Annotated in this window: 19 protein-coding genes and 2 pseudogenes; 19 read left to right on the plus strand and 2 right to left on the minus strand. The window is 66.3% G+C overall.

Annotated features, from left to right (window positions below):
* The first annotated feature begins 41 nt into the window (after positions 1–41).
* The 17 genes from MNOD_RS15020 to gmd all read left to right on the plus strand — a co-directional run bounded on the left by MNOD_RS15020 (position 42) and on the right by gmd (position 22234).
* The gene (locus MNOD_RS15020) at positions 42–1181 is read left to right on the plus strand and encodes a DegT/DnrJ/EryC1/StrS family aminotransferase (protein ID WP_015929770.1); all 1140 of its coding nucleotides are present in this window, start codon (positions 42–44) and stop codon (positions 1179–1181) included.
* 499 nt (positions 1182–1680) lie between these two features.
* The gene (locus MNOD_RS15025; protein ID WP_015927380.1) at positions 1681–2538 is read left to right on the plus strand and encodes an IS5-like element ISMno12 family transposase; all 858 of its coding nucleotides are present in this window, start codon (positions 1681–1683) and stop codon (positions 2536–2538) included.
* A gap of 275 nt (positions 2539–2813) precedes the next feature.
* A complete protein-coding gene (locus MNOD_RS15030; protein ID WP_043748768.1) occupies positions 2814–3671 on the plus strand; it encodes a sugar transferase in 858 nt (285 codons plus the stop codon).
* Between the two features lie 362 nt (positions 3672–4033).
* On the plus strand, positions 4034–4771 hold the full coding sequence (locus MNOD_RS15035) for a nucleotidyltransferase family protein (RefSeq protein WP_015929773.1): 738 nt from the start codon (positions 4034–4036) through the stop codon (positions 4769–4771).
* Positions 4768–5763 (plus strand): NAD-dependent epimerase/dehydratase family protein, encoded by a 996-nt coding sequence (locus tag MNOD_RS15040; protein ID WP_015929774.1) that lies wholly within the window; start codon positions 4768–4770, stop codon positions 5761–5763. Before MNOD_RS15035 ends, MNOD_RS15040 begins: the two co-directional genes overlap by 4 nt.
* Positions 5760–7940, plus strand: coding sequence for a GumC family protein (locus MNOD_RS15045; protein WP_015929775.1), 2181 nt, complete (start codon positions 5760–5762; stop codon positions 7938–7940). Before MNOD_RS15040 ends, MNOD_RS15045 begins: the two co-directional genes overlap by 4 nt.
* Complete coding sequence (locus tag MNOD_RS15050) at positions 7937–9310, plus strand: lipopolysaccharide biosynthesis protein (protein ID WP_015929776.1); 1374 nt, start codon at positions 7937–7939, stop codon at positions 9308–9310. The genes MNOD_RS15045 and MNOD_RS15050 overlap by 4 nt, the downstream gene beginning before the upstream one ends.
* Complete coding sequence (locus MNOD_RS15055; RefSeq protein WP_015929777.1) at positions 9307–11421, plus strand: alpha-L-arabinofuranosidase; 2115 nt, start codon at positions 9307–9309, stop codon at positions 11419–11421. The genes MNOD_RS15050 and MNOD_RS15055 overlap by 4 nt, the downstream gene beginning before the upstream one ends.
* Entirely contained in the window at positions 11418–12914 is a 1497-nt protein-coding gene (locus MNOD_RS15060) for an O-antigen ligase family protein (protein ID WP_015929778.1), read from the plus strand. The genes MNOD_RS15055 and MNOD_RS15060 overlap by 4 nt, the downstream gene beginning before the upstream one ends.
* Positions 12914–13951 carry a glycosyltransferase family 2 protein gene (locus MNOD_RS15065; protein ID WP_015929779.1) on the plus strand — a complete coding sequence of 346 codons (1038 nt, stop codon included), beginning with the start codon at positions 12914–12916 and terminating at the stop codon, positions 13949–13951. Before MNOD_RS15060 ends, MNOD_RS15065 begins: the two co-directional genes overlap by 1 nt.
* Positions 13952–14515: 564 nt before the next feature.
* Complete coding sequence (locus MNOD_RS15070; protein WP_244424740.1) at positions 14516–15424, plus strand: glycosyltransferase family 2 protein; 909 nt, start codon at positions 14516–14518, stop codon at positions 15422–15424.
* Positions 15425–15428: 4 nt separating this feature from the next.
* Positions 15429–16487 (plus strand): glycosyltransferase family 4 protein, encoded by a 1059-nt coding sequence (locus tag MNOD_RS15075; RefSeq protein WP_015929781.1) that lies wholly within the window; start codon positions 15429–15431, stop codon positions 16485–16487.
* A gap of 143 nt (positions 16488–16630) precedes the next feature.
* Positions 16631–17653: a glycosyltransferase family 4 protein gene (locus tag MNOD_RS15080; protein ID WP_244424741.1), complete on the plus strand. Its 1023-nt coding sequence runs from the start codon at positions 16631–16633 to the stop codon at positions 17651–17653.
* 41 nt (positions 17654–17694) lie between these two features.
* Positions 17695–19005: a polysaccharide biosynthesis/export family protein gene (locus MNOD_RS15085; protein ID WP_280113480.1), complete on the plus strand. Its 1311-nt coding sequence runs from the start codon at positions 17695–17697 to the stop codon at positions 19003–19005.
* A gap of 410 nt (positions 19006–19415) precedes the next feature.
* Positions 19416–19691 (plus strand): hypothetical protein, encoded by a 276-nt coding sequence (locus tag MNOD_RS46605; RefSeq protein WP_157091471.1) that lies wholly within the window; start codon positions 19416–19418, stop codon positions 19689–19691.
* Positions 19692–19947: 256 nt separating this feature from the next.
* Positions 19948–20904, plus strand: coding sequence for a UDP-glucuronic acid decarboxylase family protein (locus tag MNOD_RS15090; protein ID WP_015929784.1), 957 nt, complete (start codon positions 19948–19950; stop codon positions 20902–20904).
* 223 nt (positions 20905–21127) lie between these two features.
* Positions 21128–22234, plus strand: coding sequence for a GDP-mannose 4,6-dehydratase (gene gmd, locus MNOD_RS15095; RefSeq protein ID WP_015929785.1), 1107 nt, complete (start codon positions 21128–21130; stop codon positions 22232–22234).
* On the opposite strand, the pseudogene MNOD_RS43285 reads toward gmd, so the two are convergent.
* Both MNOD_RS43285 and MNOD_RS48055 read right to left on the minus strand, forming a co-directional pair.
* Positions 22153–22433, minus strand: a pseudogene (locus tag MNOD_RS43285) (IS6 family transposase); the annotation flags it as partial. The gene gmd and the pseudogene MNOD_RS43285 sit on opposite strands and share 82 nt — an antisense overlap.
* Positions 22434–23068: 635 nt before the next feature.
* On the minus strand, positions 23069–23245 hold the full coding sequence (locus MNOD_RS48055) for a hypothetical protein (protein WP_198157607.1): 177 nt from the start codon (positions 23243–23245) through the stop codon (positions 23069–23071).
* A gap of 356 nt (positions 23246–23601) precedes the next feature.
* On the opposite strand from MNOD_RS48055, the pseudogene MNOD_RS45700 reads away from it, so the two are divergent.
* Together MNOD_RS45700 and MNOD_RS15105 are read left to right on the plus strand one after the other, a co-directional pair.
* A pseudogene (locus MNOD_RS45700) lies at positions 23602–23878 on the plus strand (transposase); the annotation flags it as partial.
* 219 nt (positions 23879–24097) lie between these two features.
* Positions 24098–25735 carry an OFA family MFS transporter gene (locus tag MNOD_RS15105; RefSeq protein WP_015929787.1) on the plus strand — a complete coding sequence of 546 codons (1638 nt, stop codon included), beginning with the start codon at positions 24098–24100 and terminating at the stop codon, positions 25733–25735.
* The last annotated feature ends 56 nt before the right edge of the window (positions 25736–25791 follow it).

Consider the following 25791-nt stretch of genomic DNA (forward strand, 5'->3'; position numbering starts at 1 on the left):
TTCTTGCGGCCGAACTTGTCCGAGCTTGAGGTCCCCTTGCAATGACCGCTTCTCTCTCGATGCCATGGTGCGCGAGCGGCGTGCCCCTCTTGCTGCCGGACTTGTCCGAGCTCGAGTACGCTTACGCGGCTCAGGCGCTGAAGAGCGGGGACATCGGGCCGGCCGGCCCCTTTCGCGACCGCTTCGAGGCGGTCTGGGCCGCCCGGAACGGCACCGCCCATGCGATCACGCTTTCGTCCGGGACTGCGGCACTGCATGTTGCTCTGGCGGCGCTTGGGATCGGACCGGGTGATGAGGTGATCGTCCCGGCGACGACCTACGTGGCGAGCGCGAATGCCGTGCTGCACGCCGGCGGCCGCCCCGTTTTCGTCGATGTGGACCCCGGAACCTTCTGTATCGACCCAGCCGCCACCGCCGCTGCGGTGACGACGCGCACCCGTGCAATCATGCCGGTTCACCTGTTCGGACATCCCTGTCCAATGGACGAGCTGTGGGAGATTGCAGGCACGCAGAACATCGCCCTGGTTGCCGATGCGGCGCACGCGCCGCTTGCCGGATATCGCGGAAGCCCGCTCGCCGCCGCCGCGACGGTCACCACGCACTCCTTCTTCCAGAACAAGATTTTCAGCTGCGGCGAGGGAGGGGCGCTGCTCACGAACGATCCGGACCTCATCGTGTGTGCAACGCAATTGCGGGCCCACGGGCTCGGTCTCGATGGTCAATCGGTCTATCACCGGCTCGGTTACAATTACCGGCTGACCAACCTCGCCTGTGCGATCCTGTGCGCACAAGAGGAGCGGGCAGACACGATTCTCGCGCGTCATGCCGAGTTGAATCGATTGTATCGCCAGCGCCTCGCCGATTATCCCTGCATTACTGTGCAGGAGGTCCGCGATTGGGCGCAGCCCGTTCACTGGCTTTTCCCCGTTGTTCTTTCGAACGAAGCGCCGGCAATTGATCGGGTGATCGCCCGTCTGCGCGACTGCGGCATCGGAGCGCGTCCATTCTTTCCCTCTCTTGATACGATCCCGCATCTTTCGGCGTTTCATGCGGAGCGCCGACACCCGCTCACGACAGCACACCATCTCTCCGAGCGAGGGCTGCTGCTGCCATTGCGAGCAACCATGAGCGACTGCGACGTCGAGAGGGTCGTGGAGGCGCTGGTTGTGGCGGTGCGCTGACAGTGGATCGGACGACGCCGGATGAGCGCACGGTCGCCGGCTGATCCGCACGGACGGCGCCTCACAGCCCTGAGAGCCGTGATCCGACCCGGTTGGGTCGGATCACGGCTCTCAGAATCTTTCTGTCATGCGCTCCCTTGCGCCGAACCGGCCCCCACTTCGGCGGGGAGCGCTCTGGCGCCCCGCTCGCGCGGTGCCGAGAAGGATCTCCGGGCGCTGCTCCGCGGCGCCCCGCTGTCCGAGCCGCTGCCGTGTCGAGGCTCCGGCGCGATCCGCAAAAGGGCGCCCCGGCGGCAGCAGTGGATCGCAGAACCGTGCGGGTGCGCCGATCCCCAAGCGATCCGGAGCAGTCTTGATCGGAAAGGCGCAACTCGCAGCAGAGTGCCGCCGCGCCTGAAGGTAGTAATCTACACCGCGGCGCAATCGCCAGATGCGGCAGGCGACACTCTTAGAGTCCGTTGGGAAAGGGTGGCCAAGAGAAAATGCGGGATGATAGAGCATGTCTGCTCGTCTCGAATGGATGAATGGCCCCTCCTTGGTCTGGACCGCTGCAAATCGGCCGCGCTATGATCGTCGCAGCCAGAGATACCCGAGTGATATGACGAACGACGAGTGGCTCACCCTGGAGCCACTGCTTCCTGTCGCGGAGGGGATCGGGCGGCCCCGGACCTATCCTATTCGGGACATCATGAACGGCATCCGCTACGTGCAGCGGTACGGCATTCCCTGGGATGCCATGCCAAAGGATCTGCCGCCCGCCAGTCTCTGCTACGATTACTGGCGGTTGCTCACCGATGGCGGCCACATGGACCGGATCAACCATCATCTCGTGATGAGGGATCGTGAGAAGTCCGGGAAAGAAGCCAGTCCAACGCTGGCGATTGTGGATGCCCAGGCGGTGAAGTGTGACGCCCCGCAAGGCGAGCGCGGGTACGATGCGGCGAAACAAGTGCTGGGGCGCAAGCGGCATCTGGCGGTCGACAGCGACGGACGCCTGCTTGCGGTGATGATCACTCCGGCCAACGTTCAGGATCAAGAGGGCGGGATCCCGCTCGTCAAGCGCTTGGTTCGTCTCTGTCCCTGGATCAAGACAATCGTGGTGGACGGTGGGTACAAGGCCCGTTTCATTGAGGCGGTTCAGGCTGGCACGAGCCGTGTCGTGGAAGTGGTCGTACGGCCGCAATTTGGGAAGGGCTTTGTGCTTCTGCCGAAACGATGGCGGATTGAGCAAAGCATCGGCGCTCTCACGGTGTCGCGCCGTCTCAAGCTGGATTACGATACGCTGCTTCACATCTCGGCGGCGGCTATGCTTTTCGCCTCTATAACTCGGCTTCTCGCGTCAATCACTATGAAATGACCCTTTCCCAACGGACTCTTAGACATCAGCGCACAAGAGACGCGGCCTCTGCGGAGTGTGCAAGATCGCACAGAATAAGCAGTTCAAGGCGAGTTATCACAAACTTAGGATCTGCAGGGGGACGGCCTTATCCGGCAATCGCTGCAAAAAAGTGTGTATCCTGCCGTTCAACCGCTGTGGTTAATGTATTTTTAACCCTCATATGCGCCGGGGCCGCCCGCGGGGCCGCCCGGCCTGAGGTACTCCAAGATTAACTCCTAGATTAGGGGGAGTCGATGATGGACCTCATCGCAGGCCCGTGCCAGCGCGAGCCGTTGGCGGAGCCGGGAGATCCTGATGCATGCCTCAATGCGCCCGTTGGTGGAGAGCATCGGGCGACGGGAGCGGCAGCCATCACGGATGCGTTGGCCAAGCGCACGATCGACGTGATCGGAAGCGGCTGTATTCTGCTCCTGCTGGCGCCTCTTCTGGTGGTTGTCGCGATCGCTGTCCGAATGAGCAGCCCCGGGCCTGTCCTGTTTCGTCAGGCGCGCTACGGACAGGGCGGCAGGATCTTCTCGATTTGCAAGTTCCGGACGATGGTCGGGCCTTCGCCGCACCCGAGCGCCATTGGCGATCCTCACGACCACGAAGCGCGCCTTACCCCGCTGGGCCGCATCTTGCGTCGCTACTGCATCGACGAGCTTCCGCAGCTTTTCAATGTCCTCGCAGGCGACATGTCATTGGTTGGCCCGCGCGCCCATCCAGTCGGTCTTCACGTTCTCGAAGTTCCCTACGAAGATGTGGTGCCGAATTATCACCATCGTCACATTGTGAAGCCCGGCATGACCGGATTGGCGCAAGTCATGGGATTCTGCGGTATCGTTGACTCGTTCGAGCACGCCCGCACACGCCTCGCTTACGATGTTCTGTACATCCAGTTTCGGAATACCTACCTGGATATTGCACTTATAGGCTTTACCGGTTGGCGGTTCCTGCTGCGCGGCGGGCGCGGGGCCAGCACCTTTCCCACCCAGTGGTTCCTGCCGAAGCAGCCTGACGGCGCAGAGCCGCAAATCGCATCCCTGTCTGCACCGACCTTCTCGGCGGTTGCGACCAGATCGCCGGGCGGGATCACCAGGCCCGCCTACTAGAGGTATCCGTCGCATGACACGCACCGCCTGCGGGCGCACGGCCTTCCAGGTCATCCTCTCCTGTCGCGGCGTGTCTCCGACCAGAGTGTCTTGTGCCGACAGCCTGAACAGGTCCGCGGCGTCTTGATCGCCAAATTGCTCGATCAGGATCAGATATCACCAAAGGTGCACAGGAGCGCTGAAGTCTTCTCAGAATTATCGATGAATCTCTCGAGGCGACGCTTGACGAGCTGGTGCAGGAATAATCTCGCCGGGCGCGCCCCGATCGGAAGCAACACCACGGGTGTCCGACCACGCGAAGAGCCTCGATGCCACGAGGCGGCTTCATTGATCGACAGCAACGCGCAATGGAGATGGCGCACATGAAAGTCCTGATTCTCGCCGGAGGCCGCGGTACGCGCGCCTATCCCTATACCGATTACCTGCCCAAGCCGATGATGCCGGTCGGCGGAAAGCCGATTATCGTGCGGGTCATGCAGATTTTCGCGAATCAGGGGGTGACGGACTTCGTTCTGTCGCTGGGATACCGCAAAGAAATCATTCTCGACTACTTTGCCGGTCGTTCTCTCGGCTGGAATGTCGAGCTCGTCGACACCGGCGACGAGGCTGACACGGGCGACCGCGTTCGCCTTTGCCAAGATTACCTGGGCGACGAGTTCTTCGTCACCTACTCGGATGGGCTCTGCGACGTCGATCTCGACAAGCTGCGCGCCTTTCATCGCAGCCATGAAGGCCTCGCCACCATCACCAACGTCCCGCTTCGCTCGCAATACGGAACGATCGAGACCGACCGCGAGGGGCGCGTTCGCGCGTTCCGCGAGAAGCCGATCTTGCGCGAGCACCGCATCAACGCCGGCTACTGCATCATGAAGAAGGCTGTGTTCGACTGTTGGGCGGGCAGCAGCCTCGAACGGGAGGTATTCCCCTCTCTGCTGCGGAGCCGAAGATTGTTCTCATTCGAGCATGATGGCTTCTTTAAATCGATGGACACGTTCAAGGACCAGCAAGAGCTTGAGGCGATGTTCGAGAACCGCGAGTTCGACTGGATTGAGCCGCGCTCGTCGTTCGTTCGGGCGGAAGAGCTGGAGCTCGTTCGATGAGCGGGCGCACCTTCTGGTCCGGCAAGCGCGTCCTCGTCACCGGGTCGACAGGATTTCTCGGCTCGTGGATGGTGCGGACCTTGCGCGAAAGCGGCGCATTGGTGGTCGGCTACGTGCGCGACCTGAATGCATACGGCAATTCGCTGGCGGATGATCTGGCCAAGCCGAACTTCGTGGTCCACGGTCGGCTGGAGGATCTCGAGACCTTGCGCCGTGCGGTGAACGAGTACGAGGTGGATACCGTCTTCCACCTCGCCGCTCAGCCCATCGTTGGCACTGCCCTTCGCGATCCGGTGGGCACCTTCGAGGCAAATATCCGCGGAACCTGGAACCTGCTCGACGCCTGCCGGCTGTACGGGAAGGTCGAACGAATCCTTGTCGCATCGAGCGACAAGAGCTACGGCCATTCCGATGTCCTGCCCTATACGGAGGACATGCCGCTCATTGGACGCGCACCCTACGATGTGTCCAAGAGCTGCACCGACCTTCTGGCGCGCAGCTACTTCGAAACGTACAACCTGCCGATCTGCATCACGCGGGCTGGCAACTTCTACGGCGGCGGCGACCTCAACTTCAACCGGCTGGTGCCCGGGACGATTCGCTGGGCGCTGCGGGGCGAGCGTCCGGTGCTGCGCTCGGACGGCACGCTGGTCCGCGACTACATCTACGTCCGGGACGTCGTCGCCGGCTACCTCGCCATCGGCGAGGCGATGCACGAGCCGGGGGTGGCCGGCGAGGCCTTCAACCTGTCGAACGAGACGCCGCTCTCCGCGCTGGCCTTCACCAACGAGATCCTCCGCGCCTGCAGGCGCCCGGATCTCGAGCCGGTGATCTTGGCCGAGGCGCGATCGGAGATCGACGCCCAGCACCTCAGCGCCGAGAAAGTCCGACGGATCGTCGGCTGGACGGCGCGGTGGAGCACGGCGGACGCCCTGGCGGAGACGGTCGCCTGGTATCGGAGCTACATCGGCCGGATCGGTGAGATCGGATGAACAAGCTTGGACCGGAGATGGGGCTACCGCCCATCAAGACGCGGGGGGGCCCGGATCTGAATGTCCGGGATACGGGCGCCACCCTCTTGTTCGTGGTGTTCAAGTGGCTGCCGCAGATGGCCGCCGTCGTCGGGATCGGGATCCTGTGTGGGCTCGGCTACCTGACTCTGGTGCGCGGGAATCTGTTCCAGGCTAACGCGAAGCTCTACGTTCGCGTCGGCGTGGATCAGACACCCTCGCCGCTGCTCGGCTCGGACCGCAACGTCACGTTCCTGGCGCAAACCCGCGGCGCCGTGCAGTCGGAGATGGATCTCCTGCGCAACGAGGTGCTGGTCTCGCGTCTGATCGCGGACCTGAACCTCGGCGCGCCGGAGGCGCGGCCGGAGCCGACGGGTCTGTACGGTCGCCTGAAGCGGCTCGGCTCCGACGTCTACCAGGCGGCGCGGGACGGCGCTGATGCGATCCTGATCATGGTTGGCTTGAAGACGCCGCTGTCGCGCTCAGCCGCGGTCAGCCAAGTCTTCGCCCAGTCGCTGATTCTCGACAATGCGCCGGGTTCCGATGTCATCTCGGTGAGCCTGCGCTGGCCCAACGAGGCGCAGGCCGTGCTGCTCCTCGACCGGTTCCTACAGATCTACACCAATTTTCGCTCGGCCGTGTTCGAGGGGGGCGGCGAGATCGACTTCCTCAGCACCAAGCGTGACGCCGCGAAGGCAGACCTGGAGGCGGTCGATGCGGAGATGGCTGTCTACGAGCGCGAGCATGACATTCGCAATACGGCAAGCCGTGCGCCCCTGCTCGAGGCCGACCTCGTGGACGCGCAGCGCTCGCTCGAGCGCCAGACTCTCGAACTCGACTTTGCGCGCCGGCGCTTCGAGCGGCTCGGCCGAGTCCTGGGCCGCGGCGCGGCAAACCAGCAGCGCGAGCCGGTGGGTCTCGGGACCTTCCCGCCGAACTCGCCGGCCCTCAGCATGGCGCCATCGATGGTGACGCTGCTCGGCGAGCGCGAGCGTCTTCTCGTCAACAACACGGCCAATGCACCCGAGGTGAGGGAGGTCGAGGCCAAGCTCGGAGCGCTGACCGTCGTTCTGCTCCGGCAGCTCGAGGCAGAGGTTCAGGATCTCGTCCACGTTGAGGCGACGGCGCGGGAGCGGGTGGACAAGGTCGCGACGGCGTTGCGCGAATTTCAGGATTCGGCGGCCGGTTGGAAGTCGCTGGAACGGCGTCGCGAGCTCGCCGAGGCGCGCTACCGCGATGCCGAGAAACGTCTCGGCGAAGCGCGCGACATCGCCGCCCTCAGGAACGCGCGGCTCTCCAACGTGGTCGTCGTGCAGCCCGCCGCCGCCGAGGGCGTTCCAATCGGACTTCGCAAACTCCCGATGCTCGGCATCATCGCGCTGTGTTCGGGGGTGCTCGCCAGTGGCTGGGCCCTCGTCCGCGAGATCTTCGACGGACGCCTCTACCGGGGCGAAGCGGCCGCCGCCGAGCTCGGCCTGCCGCTCGCCGGCGAGGTGCCCGAGCGGGATGGCCTGCTGCAGGTGTGGTCACGGGGCGACCGCGCCGCCCCGGAGGCGCGGGTCGCCCTCGACCGGCTCGTTGTCACGGTCACCGAACGCCTGCGCGGCGACCGGACCGCCGTCCTGGCGATTGCCGCCGCCGAGGCGGATGAGGGCACCTCCACCATCGCCCTCGCGCTCGCCTACGGCATGGCCCGGCGCGGCCGTCAGGCGGTGCGCCTCATCGCAGGATCGACGAGCCAGGCCCTGCTGGAACACGCCCGGGACCTCGGCGTAAGCCTGCACCCGCTGCCGGGTTCGCCGGATCTGCCCCCCGGCCTCGTCCTGACCGCCGTCGGCGACCATCTGGTCGTGGGAACCTGGGCAGAGCCTGAAGCAGCCGCGACCTTCCTGCGGGAGGGCGACGCAACCTGTCCAAGCCTGCGAGGAGACGCCCGCATCATCCTCATCGACCTGCCGCCCCTGTCGGGTGAGGCGGAGGCGCCGCTCTGCGCGAGCCGGGCGGATGCAACCCTCCTCGTTGTTCGCGCCGGCTGGCACGCCGCCGCGCGGCACATCGCGGCTCTCGAGTCCCTGAAGTGGCTCGGCGCGGAGCCGATTGGCTTCGTTCTCAACCGCGTGCGCGGCTTCGTTCCCGCTCGCCTGGAGCGGGCCCGATGAGGGCGGTCGGTCTGCAGCCGGCCGAGGCGCCCGCGGCGCGCAGCGACCGTCTGGCGTACTTGCGGCGGCTCGCAAGCAGCGTGGCGGGAAGCGGCGTTCTGCTGTTCGGCCTCAAGCTCACCGGCTGCGCGCTCGGCCTGGCGATGCACCTCGCATTCGCGCGCCTGCTCGGCGCGGCGGCCTACGGCACCTTCGCGACGGCCTTCAATGCGGCGGCCCTGATCGCCCTGTTCGCGGCCGGCGGCGTGCCGTTGACAGCCTCGCGCTTCCTGCCCGTGTATCTCAGCAGTGGGGCGCGCGCCGAGGCCCGGGCTTTTCTCGAGACCGTCGCCGCGGTGACGGTCGGAGGGGGGCTTCTCGGGGGCGGCCTTCTCGTCGGCGCTGCCCTGGTGCTGGACGCGAGCGACGTCGACCAGGCCCGCGCGCTCGCGGCGGCAAGTCCGCTCGTCCTGCTGCTCGCGGCCGCCCAGACCGCGACAGCGCTGCTGCAGGCCCTTCATCGTCCCTTCGCCGCCGAAGCGGCATTCCTCGTGGTGCGCCCCCTCGCGGCCATCGGCGTGGGCGCGGTGCTCGCGCTGCCGGCATTCGGCCTCCTCAATGCGGTCACGGCCCTGATCGCGGTCGGACTCGCGAGCACCGCGGCGCTCGTTGCGACCGCACGCTCCCTGCGCCGCGCGATCGCCCGCCATGAGCTCACGGCCCGGGGGCGGCCCCGTCTTGCCATCTGGGTGCCGCCCGGATTGCTGCTCCTGTTCCTCGTCGGCGGGGCGGCCCTGACCGAGCGCCTCGACATCATCGTGGTCTCGGCCTTCGCCGATCCGGAGGCGGCCGGCATCTACAGCGTCGCGGCCCGCTTCGCCGCCCTCATCTCCCTGGGGACAGCCGCCGCAACCGTGCGTGCGCTTCCACTGCTCGCCGAGCAACTCCAGCGGGGCGCGCGGGACGCCGCCGCCCGGACATTGGCCCAGGCCAGCCGCGCCGCTTTCGCCCTCGCGGCCGCGGCCGGCCTGATGCTCGCAACCGCAGCCGGCCCCCTTCTCGGGCTGTTCGGGCCGGGCTTCCAAGACGGCACGACGGTTCTGTGCCTGTTGGCGGCCGCCCACGTGGCGCTCGCGGCGGGCGGCGCGGCCTCCACGGCGTTGATCGCCTCGGGCAACGAACGCCGCATCGCGTATGTCACGGGGCTCGGCATCCTCGCCAACGTGGCGGCCAATCTGCTGCTCGTGCCACGGTTCGGGATGACCGGCGCAGCCGCGGCAACCTGCGCGACGATGGCGCTCACCGGACTCGGCCTCGCCCTCACGGCCCGGCAGGTGCTCGGCCTCGCCGTCTTTGCCGGCCGGGATCTCCGGGCGGAGGGTCGAGTATGAGGCGCAACCGAATCCTCGCGGCCGGCGGCGCCCTGTGCGCCGCGCTGCTCGGTCTCGTTCTCGTCGCCGCGCAGCCGGCACCGGGCCCACACCTCGCCAATGCCGGCTTCGAACAGGCCGGATCGCCGCCCCCCGGCTGGACCCTGGACATTCAGGCCGCCGACAAGGGCAGCGTCCGGCAGATCAGGGTCGCGGGCGCGGAGGGCCACGCGCTCGCCCTGTCTCCGAACGCCCGCAATCGTGGCGGCGACAAGCCGCTCGGGCTTGGCCAAGTCATCTCGGCAACGGAATTCGGCGGCCGGCCGATCACCCTGCGGGCCCGCCTCGGCGCCGAGGGCGGCGCGGCCGCGGTCCTCGGCGTCGCGTTCCTCGACCAGAGCGGTGCCGCCATCGGCGCACCCCTCATTCTGCGCGCCGCCGCCCCGCCGCCGCTGGCCGTGCAATCTCTGCGCTCCGGCGAGCCCGTACCGGCGACGGCCCAGCAGGCGATCGTGTTCCTTGTCGCCGAGGGCCAGACCGGGACCGCCTACTTCGATGAGATCGTGCTCGTGCCCGAGGTGACCGCGGCGCCGTCGGACACCCGCAGCCAACCCTTCGCCGCCCGGGTCTCGCTCGTTCCGGGCGAGGATCTCGGTCCCGTGCGCCGAGATCTGTTCGGAACCAACGTCGAGTGGATCCGCAATGCGCAGGGGCTGTGGAACACCGCGACCGGATCGCTCGACGCGGACATGCTGGCGCTCGCCAAGGCGGCGGGCGTCAGCGTTCTGCGCTTTCCGGGGGGAGGCTGGTCGGACAGCTATGACTGGCGCAACGGTGTCGGCCCCCAGGCGACCCGGCCGCGGGCCCGGCACGCCCCGGGTGAGCCGGAGGAATCGCCGAACGTTGTCGGCACCGACGAGATCATCGAGGCCGCACGGCGGATCGGTGCGGACCTGCTGATCACCTTGAACCTCGGCAGCGGCACGCCCGAGCTCGCGGCCGAGTGGGCGCGCTACATCCGTGCGCGCGTGAGCGCCGATTCCCGGCCGCACATCACCTGGGAGCTCGGCAACGAGCTCTACATGGAGGAGGACATCTCACGCGCACAGACCGACCCGCAGACCTACGTGAAGCGCGCGCGCGCGACCATTGCGGCCGTGCGTGCGGTCGATCCTGCGGCGCGCTTCTATGCCATCGGCCTGGAGAACTTCGGGCGCTATCGCTTCAACGCCCATCCGGGCTGGAACGACACGGTCCTGACCTCGCTCGCCGGGGAGATCGACGGGCTCGCGATCCACAACGGCTACGCGCCCCTGCTGCCGGGCCCGGGGGGAGGCAACGCCGCGTCCGTCTACAGGGCCATGCTGGCAGCGCCGGCCAACATGGCCGCGAACCTCGTCACGACGATGCGTCAGCTGCAGGCCGCACAGACCGGGCGCCGGCTCACGCTGGCCGTCACGGAATGGGGACCGCTCTTCGCCGTCGACCCGGCCAATCGGTATTTCGACCACGTCAAGACCCTGGGATCCGGCCTCTATGCGGCGCGGGTCCTCAACGTCCTGCTGCGGACGCCCGGCGTCACGGAGGCCGAGTTCTTCAAGCTCAGCGACCTGCTGAATGCGGGCTGGATCGGCCGCAAGGTCGGCGGCGGCTATGCGGCAACCCCCGCCCTTGAGGTGCTGCGCCTCTATGCGACCAACCTGGCGGGACGCCTGATCGGCACGCGCGTGGATGGCCCGACCTTTTCCGGCGGCCCGATCGGCTTCGTCGACCGGGTCGAGGCCGCCCCGACGGTCGACGCGGTGGCGTCACTCACGGAGGCGGGCGATCTCGCGGTCCTTCTCTCGAATGCGAGCCTCGACGCGCCCGCCGAGATCGACCTCGCGCTCGACCAGCCCCGCGCGGGATCGGTGGAGATCCTGACCGGTCCCTCCCCCGACGCGAGCCGCGGCACCGGCATGATCTCGGTTCCGGGGCTATCCTTCGCCCCGACTGCGAGTTTCGGCGCCCCCCGCCCTCATGGCCGGGACGAAATCACCCTCGCGACCCAACCCGTCGCACCAGGCGCACGCCTGCACCTCGTCCTGCCGCCCGTATCGGTCGCGGCGCTTCGCCTGGTGCCGGCCCGATGATGCTCCGTCTCTCGCCGGTCGGGGCCGAGGGAGGCCGTCTGGTTCCGCTCCTGGGGATCGGGCTTCTCGGAATCGCGACCGTACCGCTCGCCACCGCATTCGAACCCGTGAGCCCGCGTCTCCTGCTCGCCGGCATTGCCGGCCTCGCCGGGGTCACAGCGGTCGTGCTTGCCGGGCGGCTGAAGCCGGTGCTGCTCGCCCTGTTCGTGGTAGCCCTGACCTACAACCGACAGTACTATAGTTTCGATTGGCTGCACGGAGATCTTGGCGGTCGCGGCCTCTACTGGTGCCCGGCAGATGTCTGCCTGGTGGGATTGTTGCTGCTGTGGCCCGTCGAGCGGGCGCTGCGCCTGCCAGCACCCCGCCCGCCCCGGGCAGGCCCGGTGGTCTGGCTGCTGCCGCTCATGGCGGTCGGGCTGCTCTCGGCTGCCTGCAGCGCAGAGCCGGTTGGGAGCACCGTCGAGATCGTCCGCTATCTCAAGCTGGCCCTTCTCTTGCTCTACCTGCGGTACAACCTTGACGCACGCGGCTTCCGCGTCATCGTCGCGGCGCTCGCGGGCGTCATTCTCCTGCAAACGCCGATCTCGATCCTCCAGGCGGCCTTCGCCTCGGGCCAGAACGGCCTCTCACAGATCTTCCAGACCAGTGAGCCGAGCGAGCTCGCCCGCCGTGCGGCCGGAACCCTCGGGCACCCGAACTATCTCGCCCCCTACCTGCTCCTGATCACGCCGCCCTTCATCGCCGTCGCGCTCGGCCTGCGCGGCTCCTGGATCGGCACCGCCGCCGCCCTGGTGGCCGCGTCCGGCAGTCTCACGATCGCCCTGACCCAGTCGCGCGGCCCGATCGCGCTCCTGCTCGTCACGATCCTGGTTCTGATCGCTCTGATGACGCTGCGCCGTGCGCTCCCGGCCCTGCGGGCGGTCGGCCTGATCGTGGCGGGTGCGGTGCTCCTCGTCGCTGTGGTGGCCCCGCTCGCGCCTGCGATCGAGAAGCGGCTCTCGGGCGATTTCGGCGCCTCGGTCGACTTCCGGGCTGCGTACAACGATGCCGCGGTGCGGATGTGGGAGGCCAGCCCCATGCTCGGCGTCGGGCCGAACAACTTCGGTTTAGAGATCCGGCACTACTCTCCAGATCTCTACGTGGTCATGGCCCTCGACGCGCTCTCGACCGATGAGGCCCGCAGCAAGGTCCATCTCCGCAGCACCGCGCCCGTCCACAATGTCTATCTGTTCGTCCTGTCCGAGCTCGGCATCCTGGGTCTGATCTGCTTCCTGCTGTTCCTGCTGCGCGGTCTCGTGCTGGCTTGGAGGGCGTCGGCGGCTCCGCCCTCGGTGGCGAGTCTGTTCGCACTCGGTCTCTTCTGCGGCCTTCTCGCCGAATATGCGCAGCAGCTGATCGACTACTCGCTGCTCTGGGACCCCTTGCTGTTCACCATCACCCTGCTGATGGGCCTCATGCACGCGATCAATGCCGCTCAGGAGAGTTCGCCGTGATGGCACTGGATGTCACCGTCGTCGTTCCGACCTTCAATCGCAGCCGGGATCTCCCCGCAACGCTCGAAGCCCTCGCGGCACAGACGCGGCGTCCCCGCGCCGTGATGGTCGTCGACAACAGTTCCACGGATGACACACGCGCGGTGGTCGACAGCTGGGTTCCCGTCCTCGGGGCCGTGGGCATTGCCCTGCGCTACCGCTGCAAGGCGCCCGAGGGGCCAGCCGCGGCGCGCAACCTGGGCTGGCGCGAGGCAGACACCGCCGCGGTCGCGTTCGTGGACAGCGATGTATCGCTCGACCCGGGCTGGCTCGCAGCCTGCGGCGCGGTCCTGGACACCGATCCGAGGGTCGGTGCCGTGGGCGGCAGGGTCGTTTACGCTCACCGGCCAGATCTGCTGAACGGTTATGGGGGCGCCCTCGGGCCCCTCGGGCTCGCCTGGGACGCACTCGAGGGGGAGCCCGTGATCGCGGCGAGGCGCGCCCGCGACGTGCTCTGGACGAACTGCTCGGCGCTGCTCGTCCGGCGGCAGGCCCTCGCGCAGATCGACGGGTTCGACGAGGCCTTCTTCTATGGCTACGAGGATTCCGATCTCGGGTGGCGGCTCACCCTCAGCGGGTGGCGCGTCCGCGTCGTGCCCGAGGCCACCGTGTACCACCGTGTCGGTCACGCCATCGGGCGTGCCGCTGAGACCATCATCTTCCATGCCGCCAAGAACCGGCTTCGTTCCGTCCTCGTGAACTGGGGGCCGGCCGGCCTGCTGCGCTATGGGCCCTCGGCCTTGGCCTACAGCCTCGCGGACGCCGCCTTGCGTGCACCCCGCGGGCCGAAGCTGCGGGCGCTTCTCTGGAACCTGCGCAATCTGCCCGACACCCTCGCGCGGCGCCGGATGGTTCAGGCACGCCGCCGCGTCGATGACCGCAGGATCCGCGCTCTGATGGACCGCCGCGCGTTTCCGGAGCGCCGCCTGGGGGGCCTGCGCCGCCGACCGGCGGATCTCGCTTCGCCGCCGGTCCTCGGCGCGGACGACCGCGTCTGACGTGATCGCGCACGAGGACAGGTACGTCACGCGGAGGCAGCGAGCGATGTCCGCCTGCCACCGGCCTCAGGATCAGGGCGAGCACTGTCTCTCGGAGTGGAGTGCCGCACCGCGTCCCGACCGGGTGCGCCGAGGCTCGGGCCGTGACCGCGCGATCCTGCGGGAGCACCGGCGGGTCCCCGGCGCGTCAACCGTCGGGGGAGATGCCCCCCGCGGGTACGACGATGCGCAAAGACCCCGACATGCCGGGCACCAGCCGCTCCTGGCGTGTTCCGGATCGTCGCATCCTGGCGGCCCCATCCCGCGAGCGTGTCGCGAGGGCCCGGTTTTTTCGTTCGCGCGCTGCCTGTATCTGCTGTGTGAATGATCTTTTTTTGTACAGATGATCAGGAAGCTGATGCTACTTTCTTGAGGCATCACTGATCCTGCCGCAACAGCCGGCTCCCCAGAGGGAGATCTGCCGTGTGTCACGATCCTTTCGCATGAACCTGCGGTGCTGTTTGGATGAGTCTCGCTGAATTCCCATTCGTCAGTGTGGTCGTTCCGACGCGTGGGCGCCGCGACATGCTCGTGCGTCTGATCGACTCCTTGCTTCGCCAGGACTATCCTGTCGATCGATACGAAATCATCGTCGTTCACAATTTTACCAATGACGGCACAGAGGCCGCGCTCCGCGCCCTGGTTGATCAGGGCGGCCTTCCGGCGCTGAGCTACCACCGCAAGGCTTTCCCGTCGCCCACGCCATCGCGTCAGTTCGGTGCCGAGACCGGGCGGGGCGAGATCATCGCCTTCATCGATGACGATTGCGAGGCGACGCACGGATGGCTTCGGGCTGGTGTCTCTGCCATGACGGCGGGAATCGGCATCGTCCAGGGACGCACGCTCCCCCAGCCCGACCAGGCGCGCCACTTGTTCGAGAAGACCGTGACGGTGACGGCGCCGACACCGTATTTCGAAACCTGCAATATCTTCTATCGCCGCGAAGCATTCTTCGGCGTTGGCGGATTTTCCCTGGAATTCCTTGACCGTTTCTGGGGCGAAGACACGGACCTTGGCTGGAAGGTCGTGCAGTCCGGCTGGGCGCGCGCCTTCGCGTCCGACGCACTCGTGTACCACGAGGTCTTCCGCCAGAATCTGCTCGCATGGCATCGAGAGGCGCTGAACCTGCGGGTCTGGCCCTTCCTCGTGCGGCTTCGGCCGGCGATCCGGCAGGAGCTTTATTGTGGTTATTTCGTCAGTCGACAATCTGCGACCTTCGCGCTGGCCGTCGTGGGGATCGCCGGGGCCGCGCTGGTGCATCCGATGCTGTTGCTGGCCGCGCTGCCCTATCCCTGGGTCCGGACAATCGAGAGCGGACGCTACCGAAATCCGTTCGCGATCGCCGCGCGGATCGTGGTCGGACTACCCCGCGCGGCCCTGATCTTCGGGGCCCTTGCGTACAGCTCGATCCGTCACCGTTGCCTGGTGCTGTGAGACGATGCGCATCCTCTTCGCCCATGAGCGCTATCTCCCCGATTCCGGCGGTGGCGGTGAGATCCTGGTCCATCGGCGCGCACTCCATCTGCGCGCGCGCGGCGTCGAGGTCCAGGTGATCTGCGCGGGCGATCCGGCGCTCGGCGACCACGAGGGCGTGCCGACGCGGCGCCTGCCGCTGCGCCGCCGGGCCCTGCCGCTCGGTCTTCCGGCTTTGATCGCCGCCGCGCGCACCGCCGACCTCGTTCATGCCTTCACCTACCACGCGATGCTGCCGGCCTTCGTGGCGGCGCGGCTGACCGGTCGGCCGCTCGTCTGCGAGTACATGGCGTTGTTTGGCCATGCGTGGTCGGTCATGCGCTCCGGCCCGGTCGCTCTCGGCTGTCGTGCGGTCGAGCGCCTGCTCCTGGCGCTGCCGGCGCAGGGCCGCATCTTCCTCAGCGCGGAATCCCTGACCCTCGCGAAAGTGACGCCGAGCGATCGCATCGTCCTCGCCCCGCCCGGCGTCGATTCCGCCTTCTTCGAGGAGGCGACGTCAGCCCAGAAAGAGGACCTCGTTCTGTTCGCCGGCAAGTTCGAGGCCCGCAAAGGGATCGCCGAACTGCTCGCGGTCGCGCGGGCCTGTCCCCAGATCCGCTTCGTCGCCGTCGGCTGGGGCGAGGGCGTCGCGGCGCTGCGGGCGGCGGCACCGGAGAATCTCACCGTGCAGGAGAGCCGCGGCGATCTCTATCGGCGCCTGCTCGGCCGGGCCCGGATCTTCTTCTTTCCCTCTTATGCGGAGACCTTCGGGATTGTCGTCGCCGAAGCGATGGCGAGCGGCTGCGCCGTCATCGGGACCACCGGGCAGGGCGCGGAAGGCGTTCGGGTCCAGGCGGGGGACGTGGCCGGCATGGTCGCGGCCGTGCAGCGTCTCTGGGGCGACCGCGATCTGTGTCTCGCCCTCGGCGCCCGCAACCGCGAGCGTGCCCGCGACTACGATTGGGATCGCAGCGGCGACGCGGTCCTCGGCCTTTACCGGACTCTTCTTGCACACAAGCAGTCGCCCCTGGATGCACGGCCATGAGAGTTGCAGTCTACTATCCCTGGGTCTACCTGCGCAGCGGGATCGAGCGGGCGCTCATCGAGATCAAGCGCCGGAGCCGCCATGATATCCGCATCTACACCAACCACTTCGATCCGGGGGGAACCTACCCGGAACTCGCGGGGATGAACGTCACGGAGCTGTCTCGGGTCTCGGTCGAGCGCACTTACTCCGCCGTTACGGCCGCGGCCATGTCCATCCTCCGCACCCGCCTCGATTCGGCGGAGCACGATGCTGTTCTCGTCTGCTGCGACGGTCTCGGCCCGCTCCTGACCTTCGCAAACCGCCGCAAGCCCGTGGTCAATCTCTGCTTCACGCCGCTGCGCGCGACCTATGATGACGCCTACCGCGATCGCCTGCTTGCGCACGGCGGCCCGGCCCGTCCTGTGAAACGAGCGGCGGAGACGGCATTCCGCCTCGTCGATCGCATGGCGTGGCGCAACTTCGACGCGGTTATCTGTATCGCCGAGACCGTCCGGCGACGCGTCGCAGACAATCGCCTCTTTCCGGAATCCAAGATCCACCTCGCCTATCCGGGCGTCGAGCCGGGGCACGCCGCTCCCGGGGACCTGTCAGAGCCGATGTTCCTGCTCCCCGGTCGCATCATGTGGACGAAGAACATCGAGCTCGCCATCAGCGGATTCCGCTTGTTTCTCAAACATGCGCCGCCCGCGCTGCAACGATTTCGCCTGCACATCGCCGGCATGGTCGATGCCAAAAGCCGTCCATACCTCGCACGGCTGCAGCATCTTGCTGGTGGCGAGGAGCGGATCTCATTCGAGACGATGGTCTCGGACGACCGCATGCGCGCCCTCTACGCCCAGGCCTGGGCGGTTCTCGCCCCGGCCTTCAACGAGGATTTCGGGCTCACGCCGATCGAGGCCATGGCCCATGGGCGGCCCGTGCTGGCCTGCAACCGCGGGGGCTTGCGCGAGACCGTGCTGGACGGCGTGACTGGTCTGCTGGTCGAGCCCGAGCCCGCCGCCTTCGCGGCCGGCCTGCGCCGCATCGCGCAGGACGAGGTCTTGGCCCGGCAATTGGGCGCGCAAGGACCGGCGCGCGCAGCCACCTTCACCTGGCCGCGCTTCGTCGAAACGATCGACTCCGTCCTCGACGGCGTGCAACACGTACAACGGATATCAGCATGATGCGTCTTCTCGCAGGTCTCTCGCTCGCCGCTCTCCTGATCATGCCGGCCACCGCGGATCCGTTCCGGCTCGGCCCGGAGGACCGGGTCGACGTGCGGGTCTTCGCCAGGCCGGATATGTCCGTGGCGCTCAAAGTGGATGGCGATGGAAACCTGCGCCTTCCCCTGGTTGGCAGCGTCGGCGCGGCCGGCCAGACGATTGACGAGGTGGAGGCCCGCCTCGTCGCGGCCTGCCGCGAGCGGGCCGGCATCCTCGAGCCGCGCGTAACCGTTACGGTTCTGGAGACGGCTCCGATCTTCGTCGGTGGCGCTGTTCAGAATCCGGGCCGCTACGCTTGGGCGAGCGACCTGACGGCGGCCAAGGCCTATGCCCTCGCCGGCGGCGCCCCGCGCCTGTTCGAGGGTACCGGTCCGCTCCTGGTCTTCGAGGCCTACCGGGCGGTTGAGCAGGAGGAGCAGACGCAGACCCGCTTGGCCGCGGCGATTCTTCGGCGCGCACGGCTCAGCGCCGAAGCCGCTGCCGCACCGAGCTTCGACGTCCCGGACGGCTGGGCCGAAGGCCTCAAGCCGGCGCAGGCGGAGGAGCTTCTCACGCGCGAGCAACACCTGTTCGTCAAGCGCCGCGAGGCCATAACCGGCGAAGTCAAGAACCTGAAACGACAGTCTCAGATCCTGAGCGAGCAGGAGATCGCTCTCAAAGCGAGTCTCGGCAAGAAGAGCCAGCAGCTCGCCCTCCTTCAGCAGGAGCTGACGGCCATCGGCGGCGACTCCGAGAATGCCCGCCTCGTTCCGGTCACGCGGCTGCTCGCGCTCAAGCGTTCGATCGTCGAGGTCGAGAACGATCAGCGGGAGATTGAGCGCCGCATCTCGGAAACGAGGCTCCAAGGCGCGATCACCGAGCAGACCTCGGCGAACCTCCAGAACTCCCGCGTCATTGAGGCCTCCGGCCAGCTTGCCGAGGTCGAGCGTGAACTCGTCAGCCTGCGTGAAAGCCTCCTCCCGGTCCGCCGCCGCGCGGAGGTGGGGCGCACGGCTGTCGGCGCCTCGGACTCGCGCAGCGCGCGCGCGCGAGTCCCGGTCTTCACGATCCGTCGCGAGCTGGGCGGGACGGTGCAGGTCCTGCATGCGGAGGCGGATACGCGACTGATGCCCCGTGATCTCGTGCAGGTCGTTGTCGAGCCGGCGCCGAGCGGGGATCTCGGTCGTGTTGCCGAGATGTACTCCGGCAACCCGGAAGCCGCGCCCCTACGCGCATCCGCCGTGCCGGCCCCGAAATCACCGTCGCCCTTGGGCGTGAGCGCGACCGGCAAGGGCAGCTCATCAGCAGCCCTCCAGCCAGCAGGGTTAAAATAAGGGTGAGGCAGCGAGCGGGGTTCGGCTTCGGGTGCCTGCGCGGACGGCGCCTGCCGGGCCCCGATCCGGGACGGCGCCGGTCTCGGAAGGGGCCGCATCGCGCGCCTGTTGCCCGCCGAACCTTCCGCTGCGTGCCGCCCGGACGACCGGCGCCTCATCCGGGACTGCCGGACGGCCATCCGGAATGCGGGGCGGTCGACGACCGCAACTCGCTCACGCTCAAGGCGGTCGCTGTCCCCGGACTCTGCAGGACGATGCAGACCTCGTGTTCGGTCACACCGGCAGAACGGGCGCGACGCTGACGGCCCGCGCCGCGAGGCTGAGACGGGGGCGGCCCTGACCCGACCGCGGGGAACAGGACGTTCCCACAGGGCGCTCGCGCATGAGGACCGGCTGCCGATCGCCGGCAGATGAGAACCCTGGACGGCGCGCGGCCGAGCAAACCGCCGATCGGGCTTGTTCTCGGCATCTCACCTGCCATTCAGCTCTTCGCCGAACTTGAATTCCGGCTGCCTTCGGCAGCCGCGATCGCCGCGCGCCGGGCTTGTGGTCGTCTACGGCCGCTGGGAGCATCTGGAAAACCGCATGATCGCGCGGCCGGTGCAAAAAAGTTTGTGGAGCCGGTTTCGTCTGCCGTGGTTAATATCGTCTACACTGCAGATAGCCAGGGAAGCCATATAACTTGAGGCGGTCATAAGCAGTCGGAAGGGCCAGTAACGGGGGCTTCCGTCGCTCGACAATCGAGGATGCAGCGAACCGGTCACGGGGGCTTGAAAAGCACTCCGCCCGGCACGTGCTGGCAGACACAATGCCTGTTGGCTTCGGATGAATCGCACCCTGATGTCGGCATCTTGATTGATCAAGGCCGTATCAGTCGGTGGCAGCGTGAGCCGCCCCGAAACTGGATCTGCGGGATCGTGCAATGAATAGGGTATCCACATAATGACATCTCGCCGACGCACAAAGAGAATCCTGGTAACCGGAGGCGCCGGATTCCTTGGATCTCATCTCTGTGAGCAGCTCCTCGGGCAAGGCCATGAGGTTCTATGTGTCGACAATTTTTTCACAGGAACCCGGAGGAACGTCGAACATCTGCTTAAGAACCCAAGCTTCGAGCTGCTACGTCACGATGTCACATTTCCGCTCTATGTGGAAGTAGACGAGATCTACAATCTTGCATGTCCAGCCTCTCCAATTCATTATCAGTTCGACCCCGTCCAGACCACCAAGACAAGCGTGCATGGAACAATCAATGTCCTGGGGCTCGCGAAGCGTGTGAAAGCGAAGGTGCTGCAGGCCTCGACCTCCGAGGTGTATGGCGATCCCGAGATGCATCCGCAAGCTGAGGAGTACTGGGGGCGGGTCAATCCCATCGGTCCCCGTTCCTGTTACGATGAGGGGAAGCGCTGCGCTGAGACCTTATTCTTCGATTATCATCGTCAACACGCGCTCCAGATCAAGGTCGCTCGCATCTTCAACACTTATGGTCCGCGCATGCACCCGGACGACGGGCGTGTCGTCTCCAACTTTGTTGTCCAGGCACTCAGCAACAGAGACATCACTGTGTATGGTGACGGCCGGCAAACCCGATCCTTCTGCTATGTTGACGATCTCGTTCAAGGCCTGATCGCGATGATGGAGACGGACTCGAGGGTGACAGGGCCAATTAATCTCGGAAATCCGGGTGAGTTTACGATTCGGGAACTTGCCGAGCTCGTTGTTGAATTGACAGGATCGCGCTCTGAGATCGTCTACAAGCCACTCCCGCAGGACGACCCGCGCCAGCGGAAGCCGGACATCGATCGCGCGACGAGGATCCTCGGCTGGCGACCAGCCATCGATCTTCGCGAGGGCCTCGTTCGCACCATAGAGTATTTTCGCGCACAGATCACCGCATAGCATCGTTCTATTGAATGTTCTTAAACTGTAGGCCGCCGGTAGACGGACACAGGGCAGGGAGCGATGCGCTCGCAGCGACGCTGCGCACCCGCGCATGACGCAGATGCGAACTCCGGCCCCGCGCGATGCGGCTTCTGGATCACGTCGCGCCGGTGACGCCACGACGCGGGGCCGAAACCTAAGGACCATGCTCACCGGCCAGAAGGCCAGAAGGAATTCCACCATGAAATCGGCCCTCATCACTGGGATCACCGGCCAGGACGGCGCCTATTTGGCTCAATTTCTACTGAGCAAGGGCTATATCGTCCACGGAATGATCCGACGTTCGAGCACACAGGATCGGGGCGCCCAGCGCCTTGCATGGCTCGGCATTGCGGACCGTGTTCATTGCATTGACGGCGACGTCTCCGACCTGTCGAGTCTGATCCGTGTCGTGCGCGACACCCAGCCGACCGAGGTCTACAACCTCGCGGCCCAGTCCTTCGTCCAGACCTCGTGGATGCAGCCCGCGCTGACCGGTTTGACGACCGGTCTTGGCTGCACGAATGTCCTTGAAGCTGTCCGCCTCGTGGCGCCGAACGCTCGCTTCTACCAAGCGTCGTCATCTGAGATGTTCGGTCGAATCCAACAGCCGGTGCAGAGCGAGACGACCCCGTTCTATCCACGCTCCCCGTATGGTGTTGCCAAGCTCTATGCCCACTGGATGACCATCAACTACCGTGAGAGCTTCGGCCTTCATGCCTCCAGCGGAATCCTGTTTAATCACGAAAGCCCTCTGCGGGGGATCGAGTTCGTCACCCGCAAGGTCACTGACGGTGTGGCACGGATCAAGCTCGGATTGGCGCGTGAACTGAGATTGGGCAATATCGACGCCAAACGCGACTGGGGCCATGCTCGGGATTACGTTCGGGCGATGTGGCTGATGCTGCAGCAAGAAGTGCCGGATGATTACATCGTGGCAACGGGGCGCTCGGTGACTGTCCGGGAGATGTGCGAGATCGCTTTCGACCACGTGGGTCTGTCGCTGACGAATCATCTGGTAGTCGATCCCGATCTGTTCCGACCTGCCGAAGTCGACGTCCTCATCGGCGATGCATCGAAGGCGCGGCGGGTGCTGGGCTGGGAGCCGACGGTGAGTCTGGAGGAGATGGTACGCGAAATGGTTGACGCCGACCTTCACCGGCTTTCACGAGGGGCTGGTCACGTTGTCGGACGTAGCCGCAAGACAACCAACGCTCGCCAGTATCGGGCCGCCACGCCAGCCGCGCGGCGCCATGTCTCGAACGCCTCGGCTCGGAGGAGCCGGTGCGTGCGAGCCGAGACGAGGTGACGGGGACCGTGAGGGTGTCGTAGGCGGCCGCGTGCATCGACAAGAACCGTTTTGCTGAGCACGGCGACTTGAAACCCTGCTGCGTCCGCTCCCGTCGTCGCACCGGCACATGCGGGCTCTCCGGCCGGATGTTGGCTCGCTGTCGCTGGACGCGCTCCGCCCGGCTCAGCGTCATCACGCGAAGCGCAGCGCCGTAGGCCGTTCGCCCGCCGCGCGGCTTTTCAGTAACGACCGACTTTGCTTGCATCATGCATTCTTGGTAGTCACTGTAAATCCATGCTGATGGTCTGGGACGAGCGCAACCACGCCCTGGTGCGTAGTGCCGCGCGCCTGAAGCGGGCCGGCTCCACGTAGGTCCGTCACGATGACGGAATTACACGCGCCGATCGTCAAGGACATCCTGAACCCTTCACGCGGGCGCGCCGACTAGCTTGCCCATAAGCAATGCTTCCCGGAAAGCGGGTTGATTATGGGCGAACGGAATCGGCCGGAGCCAGAATCGGCACTCGAAGCTGCTCTTGAGCGGTGGCGGAAGGCAATCGGGGGGTGACTCTGGTCACGCCACAGGCAGCCGAGACATAACGCATAGGCTCGCACGGCTTGGAAAAGGATGCCATCAAGAATTATCTCGCTCCGGTATTGGTATTAATTGCGGCACCAGACAAGGAGTAGCTCGCCACGGCAGGACCGGGCGAGCTGAGAAAGGCACCATTGGGAGGGGTCCTAGACGACCATAGCTGCCGACGCGACGCCTTAACCTGGGCTACCGGATCGTCCCTCGCGCGCGAGGCCGACCCATTCGCATCAGCGCCGGTACGGAATGAGGGACGCGCCTCACGAGGCCATGCGGTGGATGAGCCAGAGGAGCAGGGCCATGACAGCGGCAGTGGCCGCGGCCTGCACGGTGAGCTGGGTTCCCATCCCCCATTCGACTCCGGGGTCAAGATACCGGTTGAGCGCGATGCGGATGAGCGGGCCCGTTCCGCCCGCAACACCTGCGGCCAGCAACATGCGAGATCGAGGGGTCCGAGGTAGAATCATCCGGGGCTCCTGGCGGAGGTAAGCGCCGCGATTACAAATCACAACATGCCCCGTCCGAACTGTTTGATCTGTTTGCCATCGCACCCGAGGCTTGCGGGCGCGTAAGGCGATTTATGCAACGCGAAATCGCCCCTCCGGAATCGCCTCCATGGGCGCGAAGGAATGCGGGGCGACCGCACGAGCGTCATCCGGCGCCATCCACTCCGCCAACGTCGATGATTGGTGGCTGGTCAGATCACTGAACATCTGCACGATTGGGGGAGTTTGCACCGTCAGCCTCGCGGCACCGGTCTTCGACAGCCGTGAAGACCGCGCCCTGATGCACCTTCGAGGCCCGCGTGCGGGAGCAGGTCGCCGACAGGCCCGAGGTGGCCGAGTTGTTGCTGACGGCGTGGCGGGCAAGGCGCGACCCGATCGCCGTGCTTGACCGCACGCTGATCGAGACCGCCAAGGGCGATGCAACCTTCCGGCTCCTGATGACCTGTCCAGGGGTGGGGGTGGTCGTTGCGGCAAGCTTCGCGGCTGCGGTGGAGGCGCTCGCGCTCGATCGGAGCCTATCTCGGATTGACGCCCAAGCGACCTCAGTCCGGAGACAGCAATCACGTTGCGTACTGAGCGGCCAAGGTCATCTTGTCCACCTCCGTTCCCCTGAGGCAGGCCGCAAGTGGACATTCTGTCCACTTGCGGCCTGCCTCAGCGATCGATCAACGCATTGGAAAATCAGGAAAAATCAGACGAAAGGGCGGCTGGCTCGGACCTTGCTGACGGACATGTCGAAGCGCGGCGGAGACCGCGCCTCAAGGAACCGCACCAGGAGGATTCATGTCCGTCAGCATCGCAGCCGAACCAGGCTTCTTCAGTCGCGAGCGCACGATCGCCGCGCCGAGCTTCAACCGCTGGCTGGTGCCACCAGCGGCGCTTGCGATTCATCTCTGCATTGGTATGGCCTATGGCTTCAGCGTGTTCTGGCTGCCGCTCTCGCGCGCCATCGGAATCACGCAGCCGATCACTTGTCCGGCCGATATGGGCTTCCTCGCCTCGCTGGTCGCGACGGGCTGCGACTGGAAGATCAGCCAGCTCGGCTGGATGTACACGCTGTTCTTCGTGTTGCTCGGCTGTTCCGCGGCGATCTGGGGCGGCTGGCTCGAACGCGCCGGGCCGCGCAAGGCCGGCTTGGTCTCGGCCTTCTGCTGGTGCGGCGGCCTGCTGATCTCTGCGCTCGGCGTCTACCTGCACCAGCTCTGGATGCTGTGGCTCGGCTCCGGTGTCATCGGCGGCATCGGGCTTGGCCTTGGCTACATCTCGCCGGTCTCGACGCTGATCAAGTGGTTTCCCGACCGGCGCGGTATGGCAACCGGCATGGCGATCATGGGCTTCGGCGGCGGCGCGATGATCGGCGCGCCTCTCGCCGACTGGTTGATGCGCCAGTTCGCCACCGCGACCTCAGTCGGGGTCTGGCAGACTTTCGTGGCGATGGCTGCCATCTACTCCGTGTTCATGGTAGCTGGTGCGCTCGGCTACCGTGTTCCCCGAGACGGCTGGAAGCCGGCCGGCTGGACTCCGCCGGTGATGAGCAGGAGCGCGATGGTCTCGTCCAAGAACGTCGATCTCGACGTCGCGTGCCGCACGCCGCAGTTCTGGCTGATCTGGGCGGCGCTTTGCCTCAACGTATCCGCCGGCATCGGCGTCATCGGCATGGCCTCGCCGATGCTGCAGGAGATGTTCGGCGGCAAGCTGATCGGGCTCGACATTCCCTTCGGATCGCTCGACGCGACCCAAAAGGCCCAGATCGCAGCCATCGCAGCGGGCTTCACGGGACTGCTCAGTCTCTGCAACATCGGCGGCCGCTTCCTGTGGGCAACCTCATCCGATAGGCTCGGCCGCAAGCTCACCTTCGCGATCTTCTTCACGCTCGGCTTCGCGCTCTACGCCGCGGTTCCGACGCTCGCGGGATACGGCACGACGCTGTTCTTCGTGCTCGCAATCGGCGTCATCATCTCGATGTATGGCGGCGGCTTTGCGACGGTGCCTGCCTATCTCGCCGACATGTTCGGGACCAGGATGGTCGGTGCGATCCACGGCCGGCTGCTGACCGCCTGGGCGACGGCCGGCATCCTCGGCCCGGTGCTGGTGAACTATCTGCGCGAGCACCAGCTCGCCTCGGGCCTGCCCAATGCGCAAGCCTACAACCAGACCATGTACATCCTGGCCGGACTGCTGGTCCTGGGCATGATCTGCAACCTTCTGGTCCGTCCGGTCGCGTCGCGCCATCATATGGCAGAGGAGAAGGAATCGCTCGTGGCGGCGCGTCCCGAGGCCCACGCGTCCCTGGCGGACACGCCGACGGCCGAACCGACGACATCACCGGTCCTCGTCGCGCTCGCGTGGGCGGCGGTTGGCCTGCCGCTCGCGGCTGGTGTGCTGATCACGCTTCAGAAGGTGGCGATCCTGTTGCATTGATATCAACGGCCCAGGCTGCTGACGCAGCGGGCCGTTGCTATGACAACCGAGTTCGG

The organism is Methylobacterium nodulans ORS 2060, from assembly GCF_000022085.1.
GTDB classification, from domain to species: domain Bacteria; phylum Pseudomonadota; class Alphaproteobacteria; order Rhizobiales; family Beijerinckiaceae; genus Methylobacterium; species Methylobacterium nodulans.